The 20,242-nt window shown below is 37.7% G+C and carries 15 protein-coding genes and 2 pseudogenes; 5 read left to right on the top strand and 12 right to left on the bottom strand.

What is annotated here, in order from left to right:
• Positions 1-263: 263 nt before the first annotated feature.
• Entirely contained in the window at positions 264-1,139 is an 876-nt protein-coding gene (locus tag AC3XNE_RS07270) for a LysR family transcriptional regulator (RefSeq protein WP_489831436.1), read from the top strand.
• A gap of 178 nt (positions 1,140-1,317) precedes the next feature.
• On the opposite strand, the gene citG is transcribed toward AC3XNE_RS07270, so the two are convergent.
• The 7 genes from citG to AC3XNE_RS07235 form a co-directional block, all read right to left on the bottom strand.
• Positions 1,318-2,178, bottom strand: a complete 861-nt coding sequence (gene citG, locus AC3XNE_RS07265) for a triphosphoribosyl-dephospho-CoA synthase CitG (RefSeq protein ID WP_489831435.1) — start codon at positions 2,176-2,178, stop codon at positions 1,318-1,320.
• 313 nt (positions 2,179-2,491) lie between these two features.
• Positions 2,492-3,040: a citrate lyase holo-[acyl-carrier protein] synthase gene (gene citX / locus AC3XNE_RS07260; RefSeq protein ID WP_489831434.1), complete on the bottom strand. Its 549-nt coding sequence runs from the start codon at positions 3,038-3,040 to the stop codon at positions 2,492-2,494.
• 35 nt (positions 3,041-3,075) lie between these two features.
• Positions 3,076-4,611: a citrate lyase subunit alpha gene (citF, locus tag AC3XNE_RS07255; RefSeq protein WP_489831433.1), complete on the bottom strand. Its 1,536-nt coding sequence runs from the start codon at positions 4,609-4,611 to the stop codon at positions 3,076-3,078.
• The gene (citE, locus tag AC3XNE_RS07250; RefSeq protein ID WP_489831432.1) at positions 4,601-5,515 is read right to left on the bottom strand and encodes a citrate (pro-3S)-lyase subunit beta; all 915 of its coding nucleotides are present in this window, start codon (positions 5,513-5,515) and stop codon (positions 4,601-4,603) included. Before citE ends, citF begins: the two co-directional genes overlap by 11 nt.
• Position 5,516: 1 nt before the next feature.
• Complete coding sequence (gene citD / locus AC3XNE_RS07245) at positions 5,517-5,810, bottom strand: citrate lyase acyl carrier protein (RefSeq protein WP_489831431.1); 294 nt, start codon at positions 5,808-5,810, stop codon at positions 5,517-5,519.
• A 29-nt stretch (positions 5,811-5,839) separates the two neighbouring features.
• On the bottom strand, positions 5,840-6,895 hold the full coding sequence (gene citC, locus AC3XNE_RS07240; RefSeq protein WP_489831430.1) for a [citrate (pro-3S)-lyase] ligase: 1,056 nt from the start codon (positions 6,893-6,895) through the stop codon (positions 5,840-5,842).
• A 9-nt stretch (positions 6,896-6,904) separates the two neighbouring features.
• Complete coding sequence (locus AC3XNE_RS07235) at positions 6,905-8,065, bottom strand: NAD(P)-dependent malic enzyme (RefSeq protein WP_489831429.1); 1,161 nt, start codon at positions 8,063-8,065, stop codon at positions 6,905-6,907.
• 187 nt (positions 8,066-8,252) lie between these two features.
• Between AC3XNE_RS07235 and AC3XNE_RS07230 the strand changes: the two genes are divergently transcribed.
• Positions 8,253-9,212, top strand: coding sequence for a sugar-binding transcriptional regulator (locus AC3XNE_RS07230; RefSeq protein ID WP_489831428.1), 960 nt, complete (start codon positions 8,253-8,255; stop codon positions 9,210-9,212).
• 51 nt (positions 9,213-9,263) lie between these two features.
• On the opposite strand, the gene AC3XNE_RS07225 is transcribed toward AC3XNE_RS07230, so the two are convergent.
• From AC3XNE_RS07225 to AC3XNE_RS07210, 4 genes are all read right to left on the bottom strand, one after another.
• Positions 9,264-10,682, bottom strand: coding sequence for an anion permease (locus tag AC3XNE_RS07225; protein ID WP_489831427.1), 1,419 nt, complete (start codon positions 10,680-10,682; stop codon positions 9,264-9,266).
• A 227-nt stretch (positions 10,683-10,909) separates the two neighbouring features.
• The gene (locus AC3XNE_RS07220) at positions 10,910-11,869 is read right to left on the bottom strand and encodes an L-lactate dehydrogenase (protein WP_489831426.1); all 960 of its coding nucleotides are present in this window, start codon (positions 11,867-11,869) and stop codon (positions 10,910-10,912) included.
• Positions 11,870-12,371: 502 nt separating this feature from the next.
• Positions 12,372-14,615 carry an AAA family ATPase gene (locus tag AC3XNE_RS07215; protein WP_489831425.1) on the bottom strand — a complete coding sequence of 748 codons (2,244 nt, stop codon included), beginning with the start codon at positions 14,613-14,615 and terminating at the stop codon, positions 12,372-12,374.
• Between the two features lie 66 nt (positions 14,616-14,681).
• A complete protein-coding gene (locus AC3XNE_RS07210) occupies positions 14,682-15,737 on the bottom strand; it encodes a MupG family TIM beta-alpha barrel fold protein (protein ID WP_489831424.1) in 1,056 nt (351 codons plus the stop codon).
• 228 nt (positions 15,738-15,965) lie between these two features.
• On the opposite strand from AC3XNE_RS07210, the gene AC3XNE_RS07205 reads away from it, so the two are divergent.
• The 3 genes and pseudogenes from AC3XNE_RS07205 to AC3XNE_RS07195 all read left to right on the top strand — a co-directional run bounded on the left by AC3XNE_RS07205 (position 15,966) and on the right by AC3XNE_RS07195 (position 19,265).
• Complete coding sequence (locus AC3XNE_RS07205) at positions 15,966-16,373, top strand: (deoxy)nucleoside triphosphate pyrophosphohydrolase (protein WP_489831423.1); 408 nt, start codon at positions 15,966-15,968, stop codon at positions 16,371-16,373.
• Positions 16,363-18,683: pseudogene (locus AC3XNE_RS07200) on the top strand (DEAD/DEAH box helicase family protein); the annotation flags it as partial. The gene AC3XNE_RS07205 and the pseudogene AC3XNE_RS07200, both read left to right, overlap by 11 nt.
• 39 nt (positions 18,684-18,722) lie before the next feature.
• Positions 18,723-19,265 (top strand): DUF3427 domain-containing protein, encoded by a 543-nt coding sequence (locus AC3XNE_RS07195; protein WP_489833388.1) that lies wholly within the window; start codon positions 18,723-18,725, stop codon positions 19,263-19,265.
• A 295-nt stretch (positions 19,266-19,560) separates the two neighbouring features.
• On the opposite strand, the pseudogene tnpA reads toward AC3XNE_RS07195, so the two are convergent.
• Positions 19,561-20,051 (bottom strand): annotated as a pseudogene (gene tnpA, locus AC3XNE_RS07190) (IS200/IS605 family transposase).
• Positions 20,052-20,242 lie beyond the last annotated feature (191 nt).

The raw sequence follows: 20,242 nt of genomic DNA, 5'->3' as shown, positions 1-20,242 counted from the left end.
ACAAATCTGCTTAAAATAAAGCTAATATATTAGAACGTATCTCAGACCGGTTAAACCTCACAAAATACCCTCCTTGTCTAAGTGTAAATGCGTGCAAGCCATTGGTAAAATAGTAAAATAGAAAGAAAGATAACCAATAAGTTATTTAGATAAAACATTAAATAATGGTACGATTCTACATGGTGCAACAAAAAACGTTAACTTTAAATTACAGTATTTAACGGTCTGTAATGTACATATATCCCACTAAGGAGGTCAAATCATTGAATTTAAATCAGCTTCAATGCTTTTCAGTTGTGGCTCATCATGAAAGCATTACAAAAGCCTCACAGGAGCTATATATATCTGAGCCAGCCGTCAGTAAAATGATCAAACAACTTGAAAGCATTCTTTCAGTCCAACTTTTTGATAGGGCTGGTCGTTCGTTGCATTTAAATGATGCCGGTAAGTTATTTTTAAGTTATGTAGACAACAGTTTGGAAGAGTTAGAGCGCGGGATCGTAGCCCTTAAGAGCCAAAAACAGGCACAAGAAGAACAATTCTCCATTCTCTTTCAAGTGGGTTCAGATATGATCGGCAAAATTGCGACACAAATTCAACAGTCGTTGCCGCATGTTCGTCTTCAAATCTCGCAAAAACTTAGTCAGGAAAACGATAAAAGTAAATATGACATGATTTTAACCAGTGAAAAAATCCCTGATTTTTTCTGCGTCTCTGTATTAACGGAAGATATCCTAATAGGTGTCAAAAATTCAGATACACCACAAAAACACATCATTGATTTTAAAGACCTTTACGACTATTCTTTTGTTGGTTTGAGTACGGAAAGCCAGTTGCGCCGTACGGTCGACAAATATTTTGAACAAACTAGTTTGATGATCAATTATAAATATGAAGCAGATGTTCCATCTACAGTCCGTCAACTAATGGAATCAGGGGTCGGAGCCAGCTTTGTTCCAGCCGTAACGTGGCAGGACATCGGTCACAAATTACATTTAGCAAAAATCAGAAACTTTCCGTTGCAAAGGACTATCTATATTTGTACTCCTAAACAGAAATTGACTGAAAACCAACGCAAAGTAACTAATCAATTATTCGACCTATTCGTCCAAACCAAAAAGGACGGACTTTTTGTTTAAGTGCCGCCAGTTCTTTATTTTAAGTTCTTTTGGACAGTTATTCATTTAGTTTTTAATTGGGTTCGCATCAGTGCGGTCAACGTTCATTGAATCACTAAGTTGATGACATTAATTAAAAATACGAACCTGTAATTTTTCGTTTCATTAAATTACAAGTTCGTATTTTTCATGCTGTATATTATAAATTATCAGTCAATAAAGCCAGAAAGATAGTTAAAATCAGCATATCCGCCGAACCGCCCAAACTCAAGCTTTTTTGAATAAAGAACCTGTCCATTTCTTGGAGCTTTTTCATCCCGATTTTTGTTCTGCTGCCACCTAACTTTAAAAAATCTTCTGCTTGTCGTTGAACACGCTTAACTATATCAACACTTCCTGCTCGTTTGATCAAATTAGAATCTTGGGTACAAGAGACGATCTTCATAAAAGTATCAAGCAAACGCTGATTACGCGTTCCGGTTGTTTGACACAAATACGGCAGACCATATTTAAATACTGCTGGGTAGCCAGCTGCTGCTTGTCCACGAACACCAGTGATACCATACTTAACAAATTGCTTTTCTCCAGTTGTTATTTCTTTTGGATCTTTAGAATAAATATCAGCAAAATCGTGTTGGATCATTCCTTCAAGCATTGAAATAATAATTGTAGGTAATTCATCGATTGAAAAGTTATCATGCTGCCTTTGATAACCGATCGCAGTCACCAGGATACCTAAAGAAAAAATAGCACCTTTATGGGTATTAAGGTCATTAGTAACTGATAACATCTTTTTTTCGGCGCGTATCCCATATCCTCTGACCGACTTGAATAAACCACGGAGATCTTTTTCAGTATAAGCAGCTCCCACGCTGAAACATTTACTAAAATACGGGCGTAAACACAGTGCGCTATCAATAAAGTCAAACACATCCATATCAGGGTGTGCTCCAGAACGAACTGGATCCACTAGGCCTGGTTTAGGAGTGACCGTAACTTCATATAGCATAGAGCGGACTGCATTATCTGCTATTTTTTCTTTCTCTAACGGACTGACCATGATTTCTCTTCTTTCCTGACCTGCTTATTTATAACTTAGATTAAGTAATGTGTGCCAAGCACTAATAAAAAGTACAAACTAGACAAAGCTTTTTACTAAAGTTAGTGATATTTTTATCCGACTAAATTTGTAGCAAGAGTAACTCCTCTTACAATAATAAATTTCTTCTGAGATGTCTATAATGCTTTTATGCCTCGTTTATACATAGATTTAAATTCATACATCATCTGCAGGCTGATAAGTTCCAAACAAACAAAAATGAACAGTACCTAAAGACTCTTTTTCCATCTTTTAGGTTGCTGTTCGCCTGAAATCAAACCTGAAATTCCTGCCACATTTTAGCTATTTCCTTTTGAAGTTCCGCTACTGAATGTTTGCGGGAACGAGCGCACTCTTTAGCAGGCCGATCGCACAACAAGCATTTTCTGACTGCAATATTTAAGGAAGCTCGTGATACTGGCTGAAAATCTGTTTGTTTGCTTAAAACATCGGCATCGAACAACCGCCCTAGAGGAAATTCATTTTCAAAATCCACCGTGACACTTTTTGCCTGCTTAGGCGTAACTTCATAAACTTCGAATAGTTCACTGCCAGTAACTTCATTCCAAAAAATCGTTTTTTTGAATCTGCCAAAATTTTCTCTTTGACATCTTAGTTCTAATTCTTTTGCACCGGTCCAAAAAAGCTTTTTCAACTCCTCGTTATTTTTGATCGGTCCCGGAATATTCAATTTTAAAGCTATCACGATATCTTCAGGGTAATGCATACATAATTGTTGTTGGACAAAAACACGATGCTCTTTATTTTGCAAAACATCACTAATGCCTTGCGGTTTGCCCTTTGCAAAAAGTGTGTTCTTCATAACTGATTTCTTCCTTAGAAATTTACTTGGTAAACTTACTTAACTTTCTTAATGCTATCGATAATAGTACCATCGCGGTATTCGATCAGAGCGACTGTTTGGTCATCAAACTCGATCTCATTCGGGACACCAACGATTTTTTGTGCCATTTGTTGTAATTCTTCGATAGTATAAACAGGCACACCTGGCAAATCATTGAAGATATCTAGCAAATCTTTGCGTGCAGGATTAATGGCGATCCCAACTTCAGTAACCAAAACGTCAATTGAAGCACCCGGCGTAACGACCGTAGTAACATCAGAAACTACTGTTGCCAGACGTCCTCTAGTCAGTGGTGCACAGATGATGGTCAACTTCGCATTAGATGCATCTTGATGCCCGCCGACAGCCCCTCTGATCACACCATCGGAGCCTGACATAACATTCACGTTAAACTTTGTATCAATTTCTAACGCACTTAAAATTGCAACATCTAACTGATCTACCATTGCGCCCTTGTTATCAGGATCAGCGTACCATGAAGCATCAATTTCTTGATGCATTTGGTTAGTATGCATCGAATCAGCGGCACCCTTATCAAAATCTTGCACATCCATTACTCGGTCTACAAGACCTTCATTCAACAAATCAGTCGTTGGCTTTGTTATACCACCCAAAGCAAATGAAGCTTTAAATTTCTTATCGAGCATCGCCTGGCGCAAGTAGCGAGTCACTGCCAATGCGGCACCACCAGAACCAGTTTGAAATGAAAATCCATCTTTAAAGTACGGTGAGTTAGTGATAACTTGATTGACCGTTTGAGCGATTTTTAGTTCTTTCGGGTCTTTAGTAAAGCGTGTAGCATCTGAACCAATTTTTTCTGGGTCTCCTACCTTTGGTACCTTGACGACATAATCAACTTGAGTCTGCTTGATAGAAGCAGGCGTATTCGGATAAGAAACAACATTGTCGGTCAGTAATACTACTTTATCTGCGTACTGTGCGTCCATTAAAGCATAGCCCAGTGAACCAAAGACCGCCTTGCCATACATACCGTTCGCATTTCCTAATTTGTCAGCGTTAGGGACACCAAGAAAAGCAACATCGATTTTTATTTTTCCTTCTTCGATTGCGCGAGCACGACCACCATGTGACCTGAAAATAACCGGATTTTCTAGTTTACCCTGTGAAACAAATTCACCTAGTTCCCCGCGCATACCTGAGCTGGTAATATTTGTAACAGTTCCTTTTTTGATCGCTTCAATTACAATGTCATTCATTGCACCTGTCAGCGAAGACGGTGCTAAGGTTAGATTTTTAACTCCACTATCTATCAACACGCGCATAACTTGATTGACCACAAAATCACCATTTCTAAAATGATGATGGAAGGAGACAGTCATATCATCTTTAACTGTTTTCTTAACAGTCTCAGCTAATGATTCACTATATTTATCATTACCGGTCGAAACACGAACCGCTGGCGCGGACCTTTTTACGGTAGGATTACCGATTTCAGTTGTCTTATACGGTTGATAATTGTATTTTTCCATTACATCATCTGATAATTCTCGTCCAACACTATTCTCCAATATAGTCACCCTCCTCGTTAACTAAATTTGCAGCCTGAGCTAATTTCATGACACGTTGTGCACGCATAACTACTGGCCGGTCGACCATCTGTCCGTTCAACGAGATCACACCTGAGCCTTTAGACTTAGCTTCATCAATTGCATCAATTACATCTAAAGCATTTTCTATTTCACCTTTAGTTGGTTCATAAACTTTATTGACCATCGGAATTTGACGTGGGTTAACAAGAGATTTGCCATCAAAACCAAGTTGATGAATATAACGTGTCTCACGATAAAAACCTTCAGTATCATCCATATCTGTGAAAACTGTATCAAAAGCAGCTATACCGGCAGCTCGGGCGGCATGTAACACCATGTTTCTGGCAAACTCTAATTCAGCGCCATCTGGATAACGGTGAGTTTTCATGTCTGTTGTGTAGTCTTCAGCAGACAGAGCAATTCCAATCATTCGGTCAGATGCACTGGCGATTTGAGAGGCATTCAAAACACCCTTTGCACTCTCGATCGCACCCATCAAATGTGTAGATCCGACAGGAACATTGAATTGCTTTTCAGCAGCTTCAACTTTTTCTTCAAGATCTTTGATCATTGAAGCCGACTCGGCTTTTGGCAGGCGAATTACATCGACCTGAGCCTTGACCATTGCTCTAATATCATTTTCATAGTAAGGTGTATCTCCACCGTTGATCCTAACGACCAGCTCAGCATCGCCATAATCAACTGTTTTTAAAGCTTGATAAACTAATACTCTCGCAGCATCTTTTTCAGTAATCGAGACAGCGTCTTCCAAATCAAACATAATTGAGTCGGCGCCATATATTCCTGCATCTTGTAACATTGCCGGATTATTCCCTGGAACAAACATCATCGTCCGGCGTAAACGTTCTGTATTATCTTCCACCTTAATACACCTCCCAATCTGGTTTGTCCGTAGTACCTAGCGCTCTTTGTGCTACAGTAATTGTACGTGCCTTGATCACACAGTCCAGTGCCCCTTTATCAACTGCGCTAACTTGGACACCTTCCAATTCAAATTTCTGTAATGTTTCAGAAATTGTTTTTCTGATTTGATCACCAAACTTTGCCTCAACATCAGATTCAAGGTCAATTTGAATACCATCTTTGCCTTGGCTCAGCATGATCTGAATATCAGAAGATTCTAAAGTTCCCGCCACAGCTGTTTGTTTGATTTTCACTATTGTTCATTCCTTTCTAAAATGATTAATTATAATTTCTCTGCTCTATTCTGCAGATCCTGTAGATTTGAGGAAATAAAATCAAATGTTGTTCGTGGAACTATTTCCTGCACTTCTTGCAATTGACCGCTCAGTATTTTCTGTCGTACGCTTGATGCACTAATAAATTGACCACTATCCGACTGCTTACGTTCAATAATTATAGGCTTGACTACCGGGGGTAATTCTTCTCGTAATGTTTCATTATATATATCAGTGACTCTCGAGTATGGTTCTGTCCCTAAATAACGTCTCGTTATATTCAATGGCGGAGCGATCTTATTCCTGAAGATTCGGGCATCTAAGGTAGTTTGGTACTTGGCAATATCTTCTGAAGTTTTAATAAAATAGGCCGGAAACGTCGTATAGCTTACCATGTAATCAGCGCCATTTACTACGACTACATTTTCCAAACCCTTAGTACCCTCTTTTACTAACTCTATTCGTTCTTTCGTAGTAAATAATGCAACATCATTATTTACTACGAAAATATATACTAAGTCATTTTCATCAGCCGCATGCTTCACTAAAAAATGATGGCCTTTCGTAAAGGGGTTTGCATTCATTACAATTGCTCCGACCTTTTGTTGCGACTGTTGTGGTCCTTGTAACAACTTCTCAGTATAATCGCCAACCGTCTGGTCTCCTTTTTCCAAAATCACGCCCCAGTGTGAAGTAGCCAACTCTAAGAAACCGACATTTTGAAAGCTCTGTGCGTATTTCGGTTTAGTAAATACAAACCAATGAAAAATACCCTGTTGTGCCAAAAGTGTGGTTAGCTTTGTTATTACCTGGTTAAATAGTGCACCTGCGGAACCATCCTCAACAGCAACATATTTTAAAACATTATCTGAAACCGAACCTGTTGCGATCATCTTGTGCTGTTCATCAAATGCGCCCACAGTTTGGTCAATTTTTTTCACTTCAACATCATTAAAATTACTGATACCATGGTCAATTAAAAAATTTTTCCATAGTTTAAAATTACTTTTCCTGTTTAAATTTAGAGTTTCAAATTTAGCATTCTTCATATCAGTCACTGCCATTCTTTACACTTATTGACCACTCTGTATATAATTGTTCACTGCTGTACTGACAGTCTCAACAACGCTTGGATCAAAAACATCTGGGATAATTTGGTGTTCTGTCGGTTCTTTAACTATCTTTGCAAGTGCATCTGCTACCTTTTCTTGAACACCACCATCAATATGCTTAATACCAGATTGCAATATCCCCTTAAATAAACCAGGGAAAACCAAAATATTATTGACCTGGTTCGCGTACTCACTGGATCCTGTTGCGACGACAACAGCACCAGCCTCTTTAGCATCTTGCGGAAGTATCTCAGGTGTTGGATTAGCCAAGGCAAAAATAATCGAATCTTGGTTCATCTGTGCGACATCTTCTGGTTTTAAAGCATTTCCGACTGATAAACCAATAAAGGCATCTTGCTCACTAATTACCTCGGATAATTCAAGGTCCTTCATGCTCGAACTTATGTCTAGGTCCAGTGCTAACTGGCGTTGATAAGAATTATATCTATCATCGTGTGGTGTTATTACGCCGTATTTATCGATCGGTATTATATTTGTAACGCCCGCTTTTAATAATAATCGTGCAGTGGCATATCCGGAAGCACCGATTCCATTGATCACGACTCTCAATTTCTGCAATGGTTTGTGAACTACTTGGCTGGCATTCTTTAATCCCGCCAAAACAGCAATGGCCGTTCCTTCTTGATCGTCATGATAAACTGGTAAGTCTAGTTGTGCAGCTAACTTCTTTTCTATTTCAAAACATCTTGGAGCCGCAATATCCTCGAGATGAATAGCTGCGAAAGAATTTGCCATGCTTTTAACCGTTTCAACAAATTCATCCACACTACCTTGAGCGATAATTAATGGCAAAGAATTGGTACCTGCTAGATCTTTATGCAACAATGACTTACCTTCAATGACCGGCAAACCTGCTACTGGTCCAACATTACCTAACCCTAATACCGCAGAACCATCTGTGATCAACGCAACTAACTTGCCACTCATCGTATACTGCTTTCGTAATTCCGGCTTTTCAGCTAACAGTTTCGATAAGATCGCCACACCCGGCGTATATGCTTCAGCCAGTTCGTCTCGATTGGTCACAGGAAGATCCGACTTAATATCCAAAACTCCTGTATGCAAAGCATGTAATTTTAAAACATCATCTTGGTTAACCATCCATACTATCCCCTTATTTTCGTAAATCAGAATATTTCACCCTTAGAATACTTCAAAAATTTAAAAATATCAAATATTACCTTTTAATTTTAAATATATAAAATAAAAGAAATATAAATTTTTAAATTTGAAAATGAATTTTAACTTTTCAAAAACAATATGCTATACTAACAATGTATGGAGGTTTATGGCTATGGATATTAAAAAACAAGAACTATTAACCAATCTCGCTCGTGACTATTACTTGTCAAAGATGACTATTGCAAACCTATCAGACAAATACAAACTAAGTCGCTATCTTATTACAAAGTCACTAGATGAAGCACTAACTAGTGGGATAGTTAAAATCAATATAGCAACACCGATCCAACGTAACGTTGAACTCGAAACGGCATTTAAAAAAAGATTCAATATTAGAGATGCATTTATTATCAAAGACTCTGACACCCCAGATGAAGATAATGAAAATATAATTCAATACGCTGCCAAAGAAATACAAACGTTGATCGACACAAGTAATTACGTAGGATTAACATGGGGAGACACAGTGTTAAGTGTAATCTCACATTTCCAAGCACAAGTAAAAAATAATGTCACATTTACTCAATTTGTTGGCGACAACATGAAATACAATTCACTTTCAGGAGCAACACCGATAGTTGAAAAAGCTGCTACAAAATTCGGAGCTCCATATATCATGATGCCAGGACCGTTGTATATCTTAGACGACAACGCGCGTGAAGTATTGAGTAAAGAACCGGCTTTTTTTCCTGCTTTTAATAATTCATCAAAAATGGATCTTTTATTTACGGGGATCGGTACTCTTTCATCCATTGACACCGTTCCAATTTGGAAACGCCATCGAAATGAGATTTTTCCAAATGTCGATTTGAATCAAGTATGTGGTATGATTTACGGCCGGCCCTATGATATCGATGGAAATATTTTAAATACCAAAGATGACAAGACTTTTGGGATCCCAATTGATAACATCATGGCAACAACCCGCAGGATCGGGATCGTTAAAAGCAAGTTTAAAGCTCGTGCATTACTCGGTGCTTTACGAGGTCACCTTTTAACCGAATTCGTTACAAATGAAGCAGTAGCTAACCGCGTATTACTAGAACTACGCGATAACGCAAATTAGATTCAAACTAGAAACAAAGCCAACTAAGCTTTGTTTTTTATATTCCTATTTTTACCACAGACCGATAACTTTCATCCAAAGTGTTCCTATTCCTATCCAAACGATCAAATAGACAATACCTAAAATCGCATTCATTCTCCACCAATCACTTTGTTTAACATAGCCTGAGCCAAATAGTACCGATGCTGGACCATTAGCAAAGTGTGTAGTAGATCCGAAAATTGCACCTGTAAAGCCAAGGATGATCGCTGCTAACATTGGCGGAGTACCTGAAGCAATAGCAACGCCTAACAAGGCACCATACATTGCGGAAACATGAGCAGTCCCGCTGGCAAATAAATAATGTGAATAAAAATAAACTACTGCTAAAATCAGCAAAGCCCAAATCCAATTGACACCCTGTAATGAACTAGAAATTGTCTTGGAGACCCAAGAAATAACACCCAGTTTATTTAATTCGTTTGCCATGAAAATTAAAATCGAGAACCACAACAATGTATTCCAAGCTCCAGTTTCACTTAAAATATCTTTAATATTTAGGATCCCCGTCAACAACATTAATGAAACTGCCAAGAAAGCTACTGTTGCTGCGTCAAGTCCGATAAAGCTTGATAACATCCACAAAATGAGAGCAAGTACGAAAATAGAACTCATAATGATTTCAGGCTTAGTGATCTTACCCATTTTAGCCAATTCAGAATCTGCCCATTCTTTGGCGTTTGGAGTTTCTTTAATTTCAGGCGGATACATCTTATAGATCAACCAAGGAACAATTAACAACGAAATTATTCCAGGCACTAAAGCTGCCAAAAACCACGTAAACCATGGAATATTAACATTAAAAGATTTTGCTAGGGCAACTGCTACCAGGTTTGGTGCCATAGCTGTCAAAAACATACCACTAGTAATTATGTCACCGTGATATTCAGCAAATACTAAGAATGACCCAATTTTACGACTAGATTTATCATTAGGTTTTGAGTTAAAAGTTTGTGCCAGTGCTTCAATAATCGGAAAGACGATCCCTCCTGCACGAGCAGTATTACTAGGTGTGGCTGGAGAAGTCACTAGATCTACACCAATCAGCGAATAGGCTAACCCAAGAGTTTTTTTACCAAATAAACGTATGAATAACATGGCCACTCTACGACCTAAACCAGTCTTGATGAAACCACGCGAGAAAAAGTATGCCATGGCAATCATCCATACTGTCTTATTACCAAATCCAACTGCTGCATCATCAATACTAACAACTTGTAATAATACAGCTATAGTTAACCCGATGATTGCGATCGCACCAATTGGTAATGGTTGTGTAATACATCCTAGAATCGTCCCTACAAAAATTGCTAGGATATGCCAACCATCGAGCGGAATACCCGCTGGTTTAAATGGTGAGCAAAACCAAATCAGTGCCGTGACAACTATCGGCCAGAAAAACTTTTTATAGTTCACTTTATTAAGTTTCATTTTGTTTTCTCCTCTTCATGCAGTTTTATGCTGTAGTAATTATGAACTAATTCTGTAAGTTTATTGCATTCTTAATAGCTAGAAATAACTACTTTCACAGGTAAACAACTGTGAAAAAATTTTTACTATTTCGTCTTGTCACACAAGCCACTAAACAATAAACCAAAAATTTATTATCTTAAGGCATCATCTCCCCAAATGAAATTGAAAATTGCAGAATTGCTATATCAAACTGTTCGTTGCACATTTTCTAAGACACTTAACATTTTGTTTGCTGAATCCTTCATCATGTTTAATTCATCTGGTGAAAGCTTTTCTTCAAACACATGGACTATTCCGTTAGCATTAATAATTGCTGGTGACCCGAGATACACGCCTTCTATTCCATATTGTCTTGTCAAGGGAGCGCTGATCGGTACTGTTAAATTCTCATTACCTAAGATTGCTTTAGTCAAACGCATCAAAGCCGTTGCAACCCCATAAAAAGTAGCACCTTTACTTTCAATAATATTTTTTCCTTTGGAATGCACCTCTTGTTGAATCTGATCTAACTTTTCGGGCTCAATGTTTTTCTGCGCAGCAAAATCCATCAAAGAATGTCCTTTAACTCTCGCCTCGTTATATGCCGCAAATGAGCTATCCCCATGTTCTCCTAAGACCTTAGCATCAATATCTTGTAAACTAACGTCCAACAGTTTTGCTAACGCCACTTGGAGTCTGGCTGAATCCAACATGGTGCCAGTACCAATAACTCGTTCCTTCGGAAATCCTGAGATTTTTTGGGTTAAAGTCGTTAAAATATCGACTGGATTACAGGAAATCAAGAAAATGCCCTGAAAACCGCTTGCCACGACCGGTTTAACAATTGATTTTAATATCGTTACATTCTTATTGACCAGATCCAGCCGTGATTCACCCGCTTTTCGAGGAACTCCAGCGGTAATCACGACAATATCAGCATTACCAGCATCCTCATACGAACCTGCATGCAATTTAGTGGGAGTGGTTAAAGCCAATGCATCTTCAAGATCCCATACGTCACCATTAGTGTGCTTTTCCTTAGGCTTAATGTCGACAATACTTACCTCATCGGCAACGGCATTTTGAATTAATGAAAACGCATAGGAAGACCCGACTGTACCATCACCTACCAATACAACTTTTTTATGCTTTTTAAGTTCTTCCAATGACCATACCTCCAATTATTTTCAGCAAGGCGGATAATTTTTCAATTCTGCCTTTCCTCATTGTGAAATAAGTTCATTGTAAAACTTTTGTTTAAAAAGTTCAAATTAATGGCTGATATTTTATAATTTTAAAAGGATGTGTTAGCATAACTTAAAAACAAAAAGTATTATTAGTAACATTAAAAAGTAAAATTAGTTTATTTTTCACAAATATTTATTTTTAAAAAAACGCGAACTATTTTGTGAGGTATTTACTTTTTAAACTTGCTAAACGAATACAATCTTATTAGCCAACTTAACTGTTCACCATATTGAATCTTACTACTTGAATGAATATTAGATATCAGCTTCGTTAGCTAAGAAAGATGAAGTATTCTCCAAAGTAATTTTGGAAAGTTTTAAAAATAAAAAACTGCAATTCTATATGTAACTACAACATACAGAAGAGCAGTTTCTTGGTTTATAAAATATAGAATTATGGAAATTCAAAAGAGAGATAACGCTATTTGGCCTGACCATACTCATAAACATTCTTCTTAACATCAGTCGGCTTTTCCAAACTATCCAGCAACGACTGCTCGGACATGTTTACAAAGCTCAATTGTCCCTTAGAACGAGAAACGGCGGTATATGCTAAACCATAGTTGCCAGTTTCAACGACATAAACCTTATCCGAACCGCTTCCCTGCGCTTTATGGATCGTGATCGCATAAGCCAGTAAGAGGTCCCTCTTGGCCTTCCACAATGGCAGTTCATATTCATTCAAGTCTGTGCGAACTTTGATCTGCCCTTTACTATGGTTATTAGGCATAGACACAGCAGTCACCACACCAAATTCACTATTAGTGTAGTTTTTACCTGCCCACCCATTTTCATAAAAAACGACTTGTGCGCCGACAAAAAAGCCGCCCCGTCCCTTATTGTTTTCAATTTCAAACGGGATCACATTTTGTTTATCCTGTGTAAGTACTTTAAAGAATGCTTGGTTGATCTGCGCCACGTTATAGTTACGAAAAGCCAAGATCATACACTCCGAGATGTCGATATGATCTTTTTTGTAGCGTAACATTTCTTTTAAATTCTCGTGAAAATACCGAGGAGCATCACTATGTCCATCCCAGCTTTTAGCCCGACATTGCGCGATAAACGCTCTCGTTCTATCATCTTTGCACCGAACATTATCACTAAAGAAAAAAGAATGCCCTTTTTTCTTCAATAATTCCATGACATTACCGGAGACAGCCAAGGCCTCGGTATCACTAGTTACCGGCGGCAATTGTCTGTCGTCACCCAAAAATAAATAGCGGACTCCGTGTCTAAAGGTTTTCATAAGTTTGACCAAAATATCCTGCGTGACCATTGAGATCTCATCAATAATGATCGTGTCAAAATCCCCATATTCTTGATAGATCTCACTGTCCTTCATTCCATTATCGATGTCAAAGCCCAACTTCTGAATCGTTTGGGCGTTAGTAAAACCATTCAAGATCAAGTTGATCCGTGCTTTATGTGTCGGTGCCAAAGCCAAAACTTTGCTGGTGTTGAAAATTTTTCCTAAAGTATAAGTCTTACCACTTCCGCCAACACCCAAGAGTGCGTCAACGCGACAATCCGATTTTTTCAGCCAGGAAATAAACCTCTTTTGTTCAACAGTAGGCTTAAACTTGCCAAATGTCGGCTTTAAATGGTGATAGCGGCAATGGTCTTCAGTCAACATCTCAACTAAATAACGCTCACCTTCGCATTTTTCACGCAAATGAAGCGTATTGTTGCAATTGTCTGCGCAAATATAGCCGAACTCCCGTAATAAGTCTAAATTACTGACCAAATGCTGCTGAGATAAGGGCAAAGTTTCACCTTGCGACTTTAGCATGATCAGATCATCGCAGCTTTGTAGATGTTCTTTAGCTTTAGCGTCCAACAAATTATATTCGGTCAGTAGATACTCAATTTCTTCTTTGTTGAATGCGGGTAACAACAAAAGTGAAAAGACACGTGACTTTTCCCACCTCTGCTCAAAAAACGGATCATCTTCCATCCTGTCGTTCAAGGCAGAACGGTAACGCAATTCTGTTAAGTTTGGAATAATATCTTTGTAATAGGTACGCAGATCTGTCAGAGAAACTATGTAGTAGCCAGGAAAGTCGGCTGCTTTAGGGACTGTGACATCTAATTCATGCCATTCCCCATCCTTAAATTCACGTAGTTTTTTGACTGTCATACCGTTAATGAAAAAGTAAGAGTGTCGATACTCATCACTATCATTTTCAGCGATCGGTGTGCCATTTTTTGCGAGTTTGATAAAACGAAACTGCATTTGAGCATAGCCACGTTCGCGTAACTCTTCCTGCTTCTTGCCATCCTCAACTAATTGTTCTTCTAGTTTTTCCACTGCTTGTTTGACAGCAGTTAATTTCTTCACAGACATTCCTGCGTTTTGTGCAGCTGCAATGTATTCTTTGGCAGCATCAAGTTCTTTTTGTCCGATCGCTGTCCGTGCCAGCAAACGATAAGCCTGACCACGATTAGTTTTCTTCTTCAAATCTAAAAAAAGATGCAGATAGTGACTTGCATCTTCATATTGTTTTAGACGGTAACAAGCTTTGCCCAGGTAATAGCTAACTGATTTATAGTCGTCTTTTTGGCGGTAGATCCGTGTCAATAAAGGACGCGCTTCATCAGAACGATGATCCTTGATCATTCCAATTGCCGCTTGATACGTCTGTTCCATTTCCTCTTTTTTCATGTCTCCGCCCCCTAAAAACATCCCATAATAATTTTACAAATCACATTACTCTGTTAGCAAGCTAAATTAAAAAACTAACTGGATAGCCTGACCGGCTCCACAAGCTTCTAGAAGATCCAAATCTGTTGGAGTAACGTACCCCAGAACATTGACCGTTGGATCAGCAGGCAAGTCATGCCTGATCACTTGCAACTCACCTTCATAGCGTTGAGCCAACTTATTATCCAAAGTGATCGCCCCACGAACTCGTTCCTTGATGTTAGCCGGCTCGATAGTACCTTCTTTTAAACTGCGCCCTTCCTGCAAACGGACTGCATCTCTAGCAACATCCGGTCGTTGATGGAAAACGAGCTCTCCAGCAGTTAAATAAGCTGGCAGGTCAACTTCAGTGTTGGCATGCAATAATAATGTGTCGAATCTAAAATAAGAATCAAACTGCGCTGCTGTTTCAACTTGCAGATCTTCATCTCCAATGTAGACCTTGTCTACGTTATTGTTCAGCAAGTTTAAAGCAGCTGAAAGCGGATGTTGGTAGCGACCACTTTCTAAGGTCGGTAAAGTTGCATAAACAGGACCACGCAAATCACTGTCGCCAGGTGCAAATGCCATGACCGTAAAGTCGTTTTCCTTCAACCATGTATTCTGTTGATTGAACCATTTTTCTTCCAAGCCTGTATTTTTACGCGGATAATAATTATGCCAGGCTTCCAAATTGTCAAAGTTAGCCTGACTTTCCTTTAATAGCTCAATATCTTCTTCACTGATCGTGCTGGCATTTAAAGCAACCCCCATCTTGCGTGACAATGCAGCCACCGATGGCATTGGTATCCCATTATCGATTCGCAGTTGCGTGACGCCAATGTCAGTCAATTCATGGACTTTGTCCAAACTAATATCCAAGCGTTCTAAAGCATTTGTTGAAATATCAACTGTCAATTCGATCCGCAAGCGCCGACACTCTGCCCCCAAATCAGTCAGTCGCTGTAACAAGACCGATGGATCATCCTCTGGGAGGTTTAAGGAGGTGAAGACACCTTCGAAACCGGATTTAGCCATACGATCTATTCTATTTTTTGTTTCTTTTGTAACTGATGCGCTTAAGTACACAGAAAAACCAAACATGGTATCTTCCTCCATTATATTCTATCAATAAAATTAATTTTCATTTTTTAACCAATTAAATTATATCTTTTATGGTAAACAATTTCTATACAAGAAGTATCTCATATACTTTTACGAATTTGGATAATCAAATATACAAATTGCTAAATTCAATATATCATATATATAAATGATCATTAAAAATTAAAAAAAACTGTACAATATTTTAATTAAAGGAGCACATTAAAAATGAAAAAAATAGAAGTAGTTGGAGCGATTATAATAAAAAATAATAAATTACTGGCAGCACAACGTTCAGCGGGACGTTCATTAGGTTCTCTTTGGGAATTTCCCGGAGGCAAGATCGAACCGAATGAAGCACCCGAACAAGCATTAGAGCGAGAAATCTTTGAAGAATTTGGCGCGAAATCAACTGTCTTTGAGCCGTTCCTCATAAACGGTGATAAGAAATATGATTTTGGCGAGGTTATTTTACATTGTTACCACACGCGTTTAGACAGTGAAATCGTAAGAACAATTGAACATGACGAGTTACGTTGGGTAACCGAATCAGAGTCAAAAATGCTAGAGTGGGCTCCAACCGACGTGCCCGTCATAAAAGAATTAGTAAAGGAAGGTTTCAGGAATGAGAACTAAAGAAGAAATTTCTAAAGCTATCAAATTTGGTTTTGTTGATGATCAGGTTGAATCTCAAGAAATGTATCAACCTTCTTTGATAACTAATCAACACGATGCAACAGTTTTAGATACTCTTGAAGATGAACTTAGAACTTCTAAAAGTTTTACCATCGCAGTTGCATTTGTTACAACAAGTGGCCTTATCGATTTAAAATCAATTTTTGCTGACCTTGCCACTAAAGGTATCCATGGCAACTTAATAACATCAACTTATTTAAACTTTAACGACCCAAAGGCTTTTGAAGACTTGCTGCAAATTCCAAATCTCGATGTTCATATACTAGGCGCTCAAGGTTTCCATACAAAAGCCTACTACTTTGATCATGGTACATACGAAAGTGCGATTATTGGAAGTTCAAATTTAACCCAAGATGCTCTCAAGTGTAATTTCGAATGGAACCTAAGAGTCACTTCAACAGACCGCGGTGACGTTGTTCAAAAAATAAAAAGTAGCTTAAATGAACTTTGGAATAATTCAGCCCCTTTAACTTCGCAATGGGTCGAAAAATATAGACGAAATTGGCACCCCCGTACTTTCAATGAGTACTCAACTATTTCAGATCAAGAATTTGAAGAGTTTAATCAAAAAATCGAACCAAATCCAATGCAACAAGAAGCCTTGATGTCACTTAATTCTCTTAGAAAAGACAAGGAAGCGAAACGAGCACTGATTGTTGCCGCTACAGGAACAGGTAAAACATACTTAGCAGCATTCGATGTAAGAAATTTTAAACCTAAAAGAATGCTTTATGTTGTGCACAGGGAGCAAATTCTAAAGCAAGCTAAAGAGAGTTTTAAAAAAGTACTAGGAGGCAATGATTCATCCTATGGAATCTTAAGTGGTACTGAACGTAACCTAAGTTGTAAGTACACTTTTGCAACAGTAAATATGATCTCCCGCCCAGACATTCAAAATCTTCTGGGCTCAGACTTTTTTGACTACATTTTAATCGATGAGGCACATAGAGTTAGCCACAGTGAGAATGATCAGCAGCAAACTATGTATCAAAAATTATTGAATTTTTATAACCCGAAGTTTATGTTAGGTATGACAGCTACTCCGGAAAGAACAGATGGTACTAATGTTTACGAGTACTTTGATTATAATTTAGCATACGAGGATTCTTTATTAGATGCGTTAGATAGAAACCTGCTGGCACCCTTTCACTATATAGGGGTAACAGATTACGAAAAAGACGGTGAAACAATCACTGATACAACGAATTTAAAAAACCTAATATCAGAAGAACGAGTGGACTATATTATCGATAAAACTAATTATTATGGACCTAGAAAGCCAAATGTCCACGGTTTAATTTTTGTTAGTCGTATTGAAGAAGGGCAAAATTTAGCAAACAAATTACGCGAACGTGGGATTAACGCAAAATTTGTTTATTCCAAAAACACCATCACCGAGCGCGAAAGAGCAGTAGCACAACTAGAAAATGGTGATATTGACTATATTTTAACGGTCGATATTTTCAATGGAGGCGTAGATATCCAATGTTTAAATCAAATAATAATGATGCGGCCTACTAAATCAAGTATTATCTTTTTGCAACAATTAGGACGCGGTTTACGTAAATATCCTGGAAAAGACTATGTGACCGTTCTTGACTTTATTGGCAATTATAGTGAAAACTATATGATTCCGATGGCTTTTGATAAATCCCGCTCAAGTAATAAAGAACAAATAAGGAAGCAAATAATTTCCCCTAGCATCTCTGGCGTTTCAACAATTAATTTTGAAGAAATAGCAAGAAAACGTGTTTTACAAGCAGTTGGTCAAGTAAAATTAGATTCTATGAAGCGCTTTAGAGAAGCTTATTCAAACACAAAGAATAAAATTGGGCGTATACCAATGCTCCTAGATTTTGCACAGTTTGGTAGTATTAATGTGTCCGATATAATAAGCAAGTTTAAGACACTTTATGAAATGCACAAAAAATTTGAAAAAGAATTACAATTTAAATTTAATACAAGGCAAGAGACTTTTTTACTTTTCCTTTCAAAAGAAATAGCGGTCTCTAAGCGAGCAATAGAAGCACTCATAATACAATACTTAATTAAAAACGAATCACTGACCAATCAACAATAAAGACGTTTCTAAAAACTAAAGGAATTTTTTTCGATCAAGAAACATTGTCTAATGTTTCAACTATTTTGGACCTAACATATTTTATGAAACAAAATCAGGAAAAATATGGCTCACTTCCGGTAGTTGAAAGCAATAATGGTGTTTGGAAATTAAACAAAATATTCAAAGACCAGTTAGATGACTTCCAGTTTAAAAACTACGTTCAGGATTTGCTTTCAGCTAATCTCTGTGAATTAGAAAAAGGCGATTTTAGTTTAAATGAGCGTTTCACCATTGGTAAAAAATATTATCGTAGTGATGTCATAAAGTTATTGAATTGGTCTAAAGAACAAAACGGACAGAATGTCGGGGGTTACATTATGCGCTCTGACCAAAAATTCTTTCCTGTTTTTATTGCTTTAGAAAAAACAGAAAAATTTCAAAACAAAATGGCTTATGAAGATAAATTCGTAGATCACAACACAATGCGTTGGTTTTCCAAAAGCGGCCGCAGCACTGAAAGTCGTCAAGAAAACGTCGTAATTAATAACCATAAATTTGGAATGATCCAACTTTTTGTAAAAAAATCTGATGATGACAAACGTGAAGGAAATGATTTCTATTACTTAGGTTCCGCTAGAGTTGTTAATGCTAAAAATGAGAAAAAGCTCAATTCTGAAGGAAAAAATACCAAATTAATAAACTTTACCCTTAAACTGGAACATTCTGTGCCTAACAACTTATACAGGGCGTTGAATGATAACAATAGTTAGAAATAAGAACTAAGCAAAAGTTACAAGAGACTATATAAAGTATACAGCGAAAGAGTAACCAAGGGCTGTTTTTAGTTACATACTTTTTACTTCCTCTTTCATAACAGCCAACTTACTGTTAACGATATCCTTCTAAAATAAATTTTTCAAAGTGGAACAAAACTAGGGTTAGTAATAAAAAACCACCAGTAGAACTGGTGGTTTTTTGGCATGCCCTAAAAGGGCTTGACCTGTGGCATAGCCTCTGAAAGAGGCCCAGAAAATCCCTGCCAACCGCCAATGCTTTTATGCTACCTTACTTATATTTTTTATTTTTTCTATATTTATTTACCTCGTCTTTAAATGGGTCTAAATATTCCCTTTTGTCATTTTATCCTCTAAACGATCTTCTGACTCTTGTTCGCGTATATACTTTTGAATTGTTTTTTGATTAAGACCAACTGTACTGACATAGTATCCTCTAGCCCAAAACGACTTATTACCGTATTTGTAGACTAAATTGGCGTGACGCTCATGCATCAATACCGCACTTCTTCCTTTTAAATATCCCATAAACGATGAAACACTTAATTTTGGTGGAATCCTGACCAACATATGAATATGATCTGGCATTGCATGAGCTTCAATAATTTCGACATCTTTATTTTCACACAACCGTCGCAGTATTTGTCCTATATCTTTCCTAATTTCATTATAAATAACTTTTCTACGATATTTTGGTGTGAATACTAAATGATATTTACAATTCCACCTCGTATGTGCTAAACTACTATTGTCTTTAGACACTTTAAGATCTCCCTTCGTTCTTTAGTTAGCGGTTGGTAGCCACTAACTATTTTAGCTGAAGGAAGGTCTTTTTTGCTAGAAGCTTCTCGAGTCGCACACGTATAACGTGTGGTTTATTAGCATCGTACTAATCAAAAAGGGTACTGTTAGAAGTTTTCTTCCTCTAACGGTACCCTTCTTACGCTTTACCT

The organism is Ligilactobacillus sp. JN-6 (Y).1, from assembly GCF_058111525.1.
The sequence above is the reverse complement of the archived record's forward strand: the minus strand, read 5'-3'. Positions and strand labels throughout refer to the sequence as shown.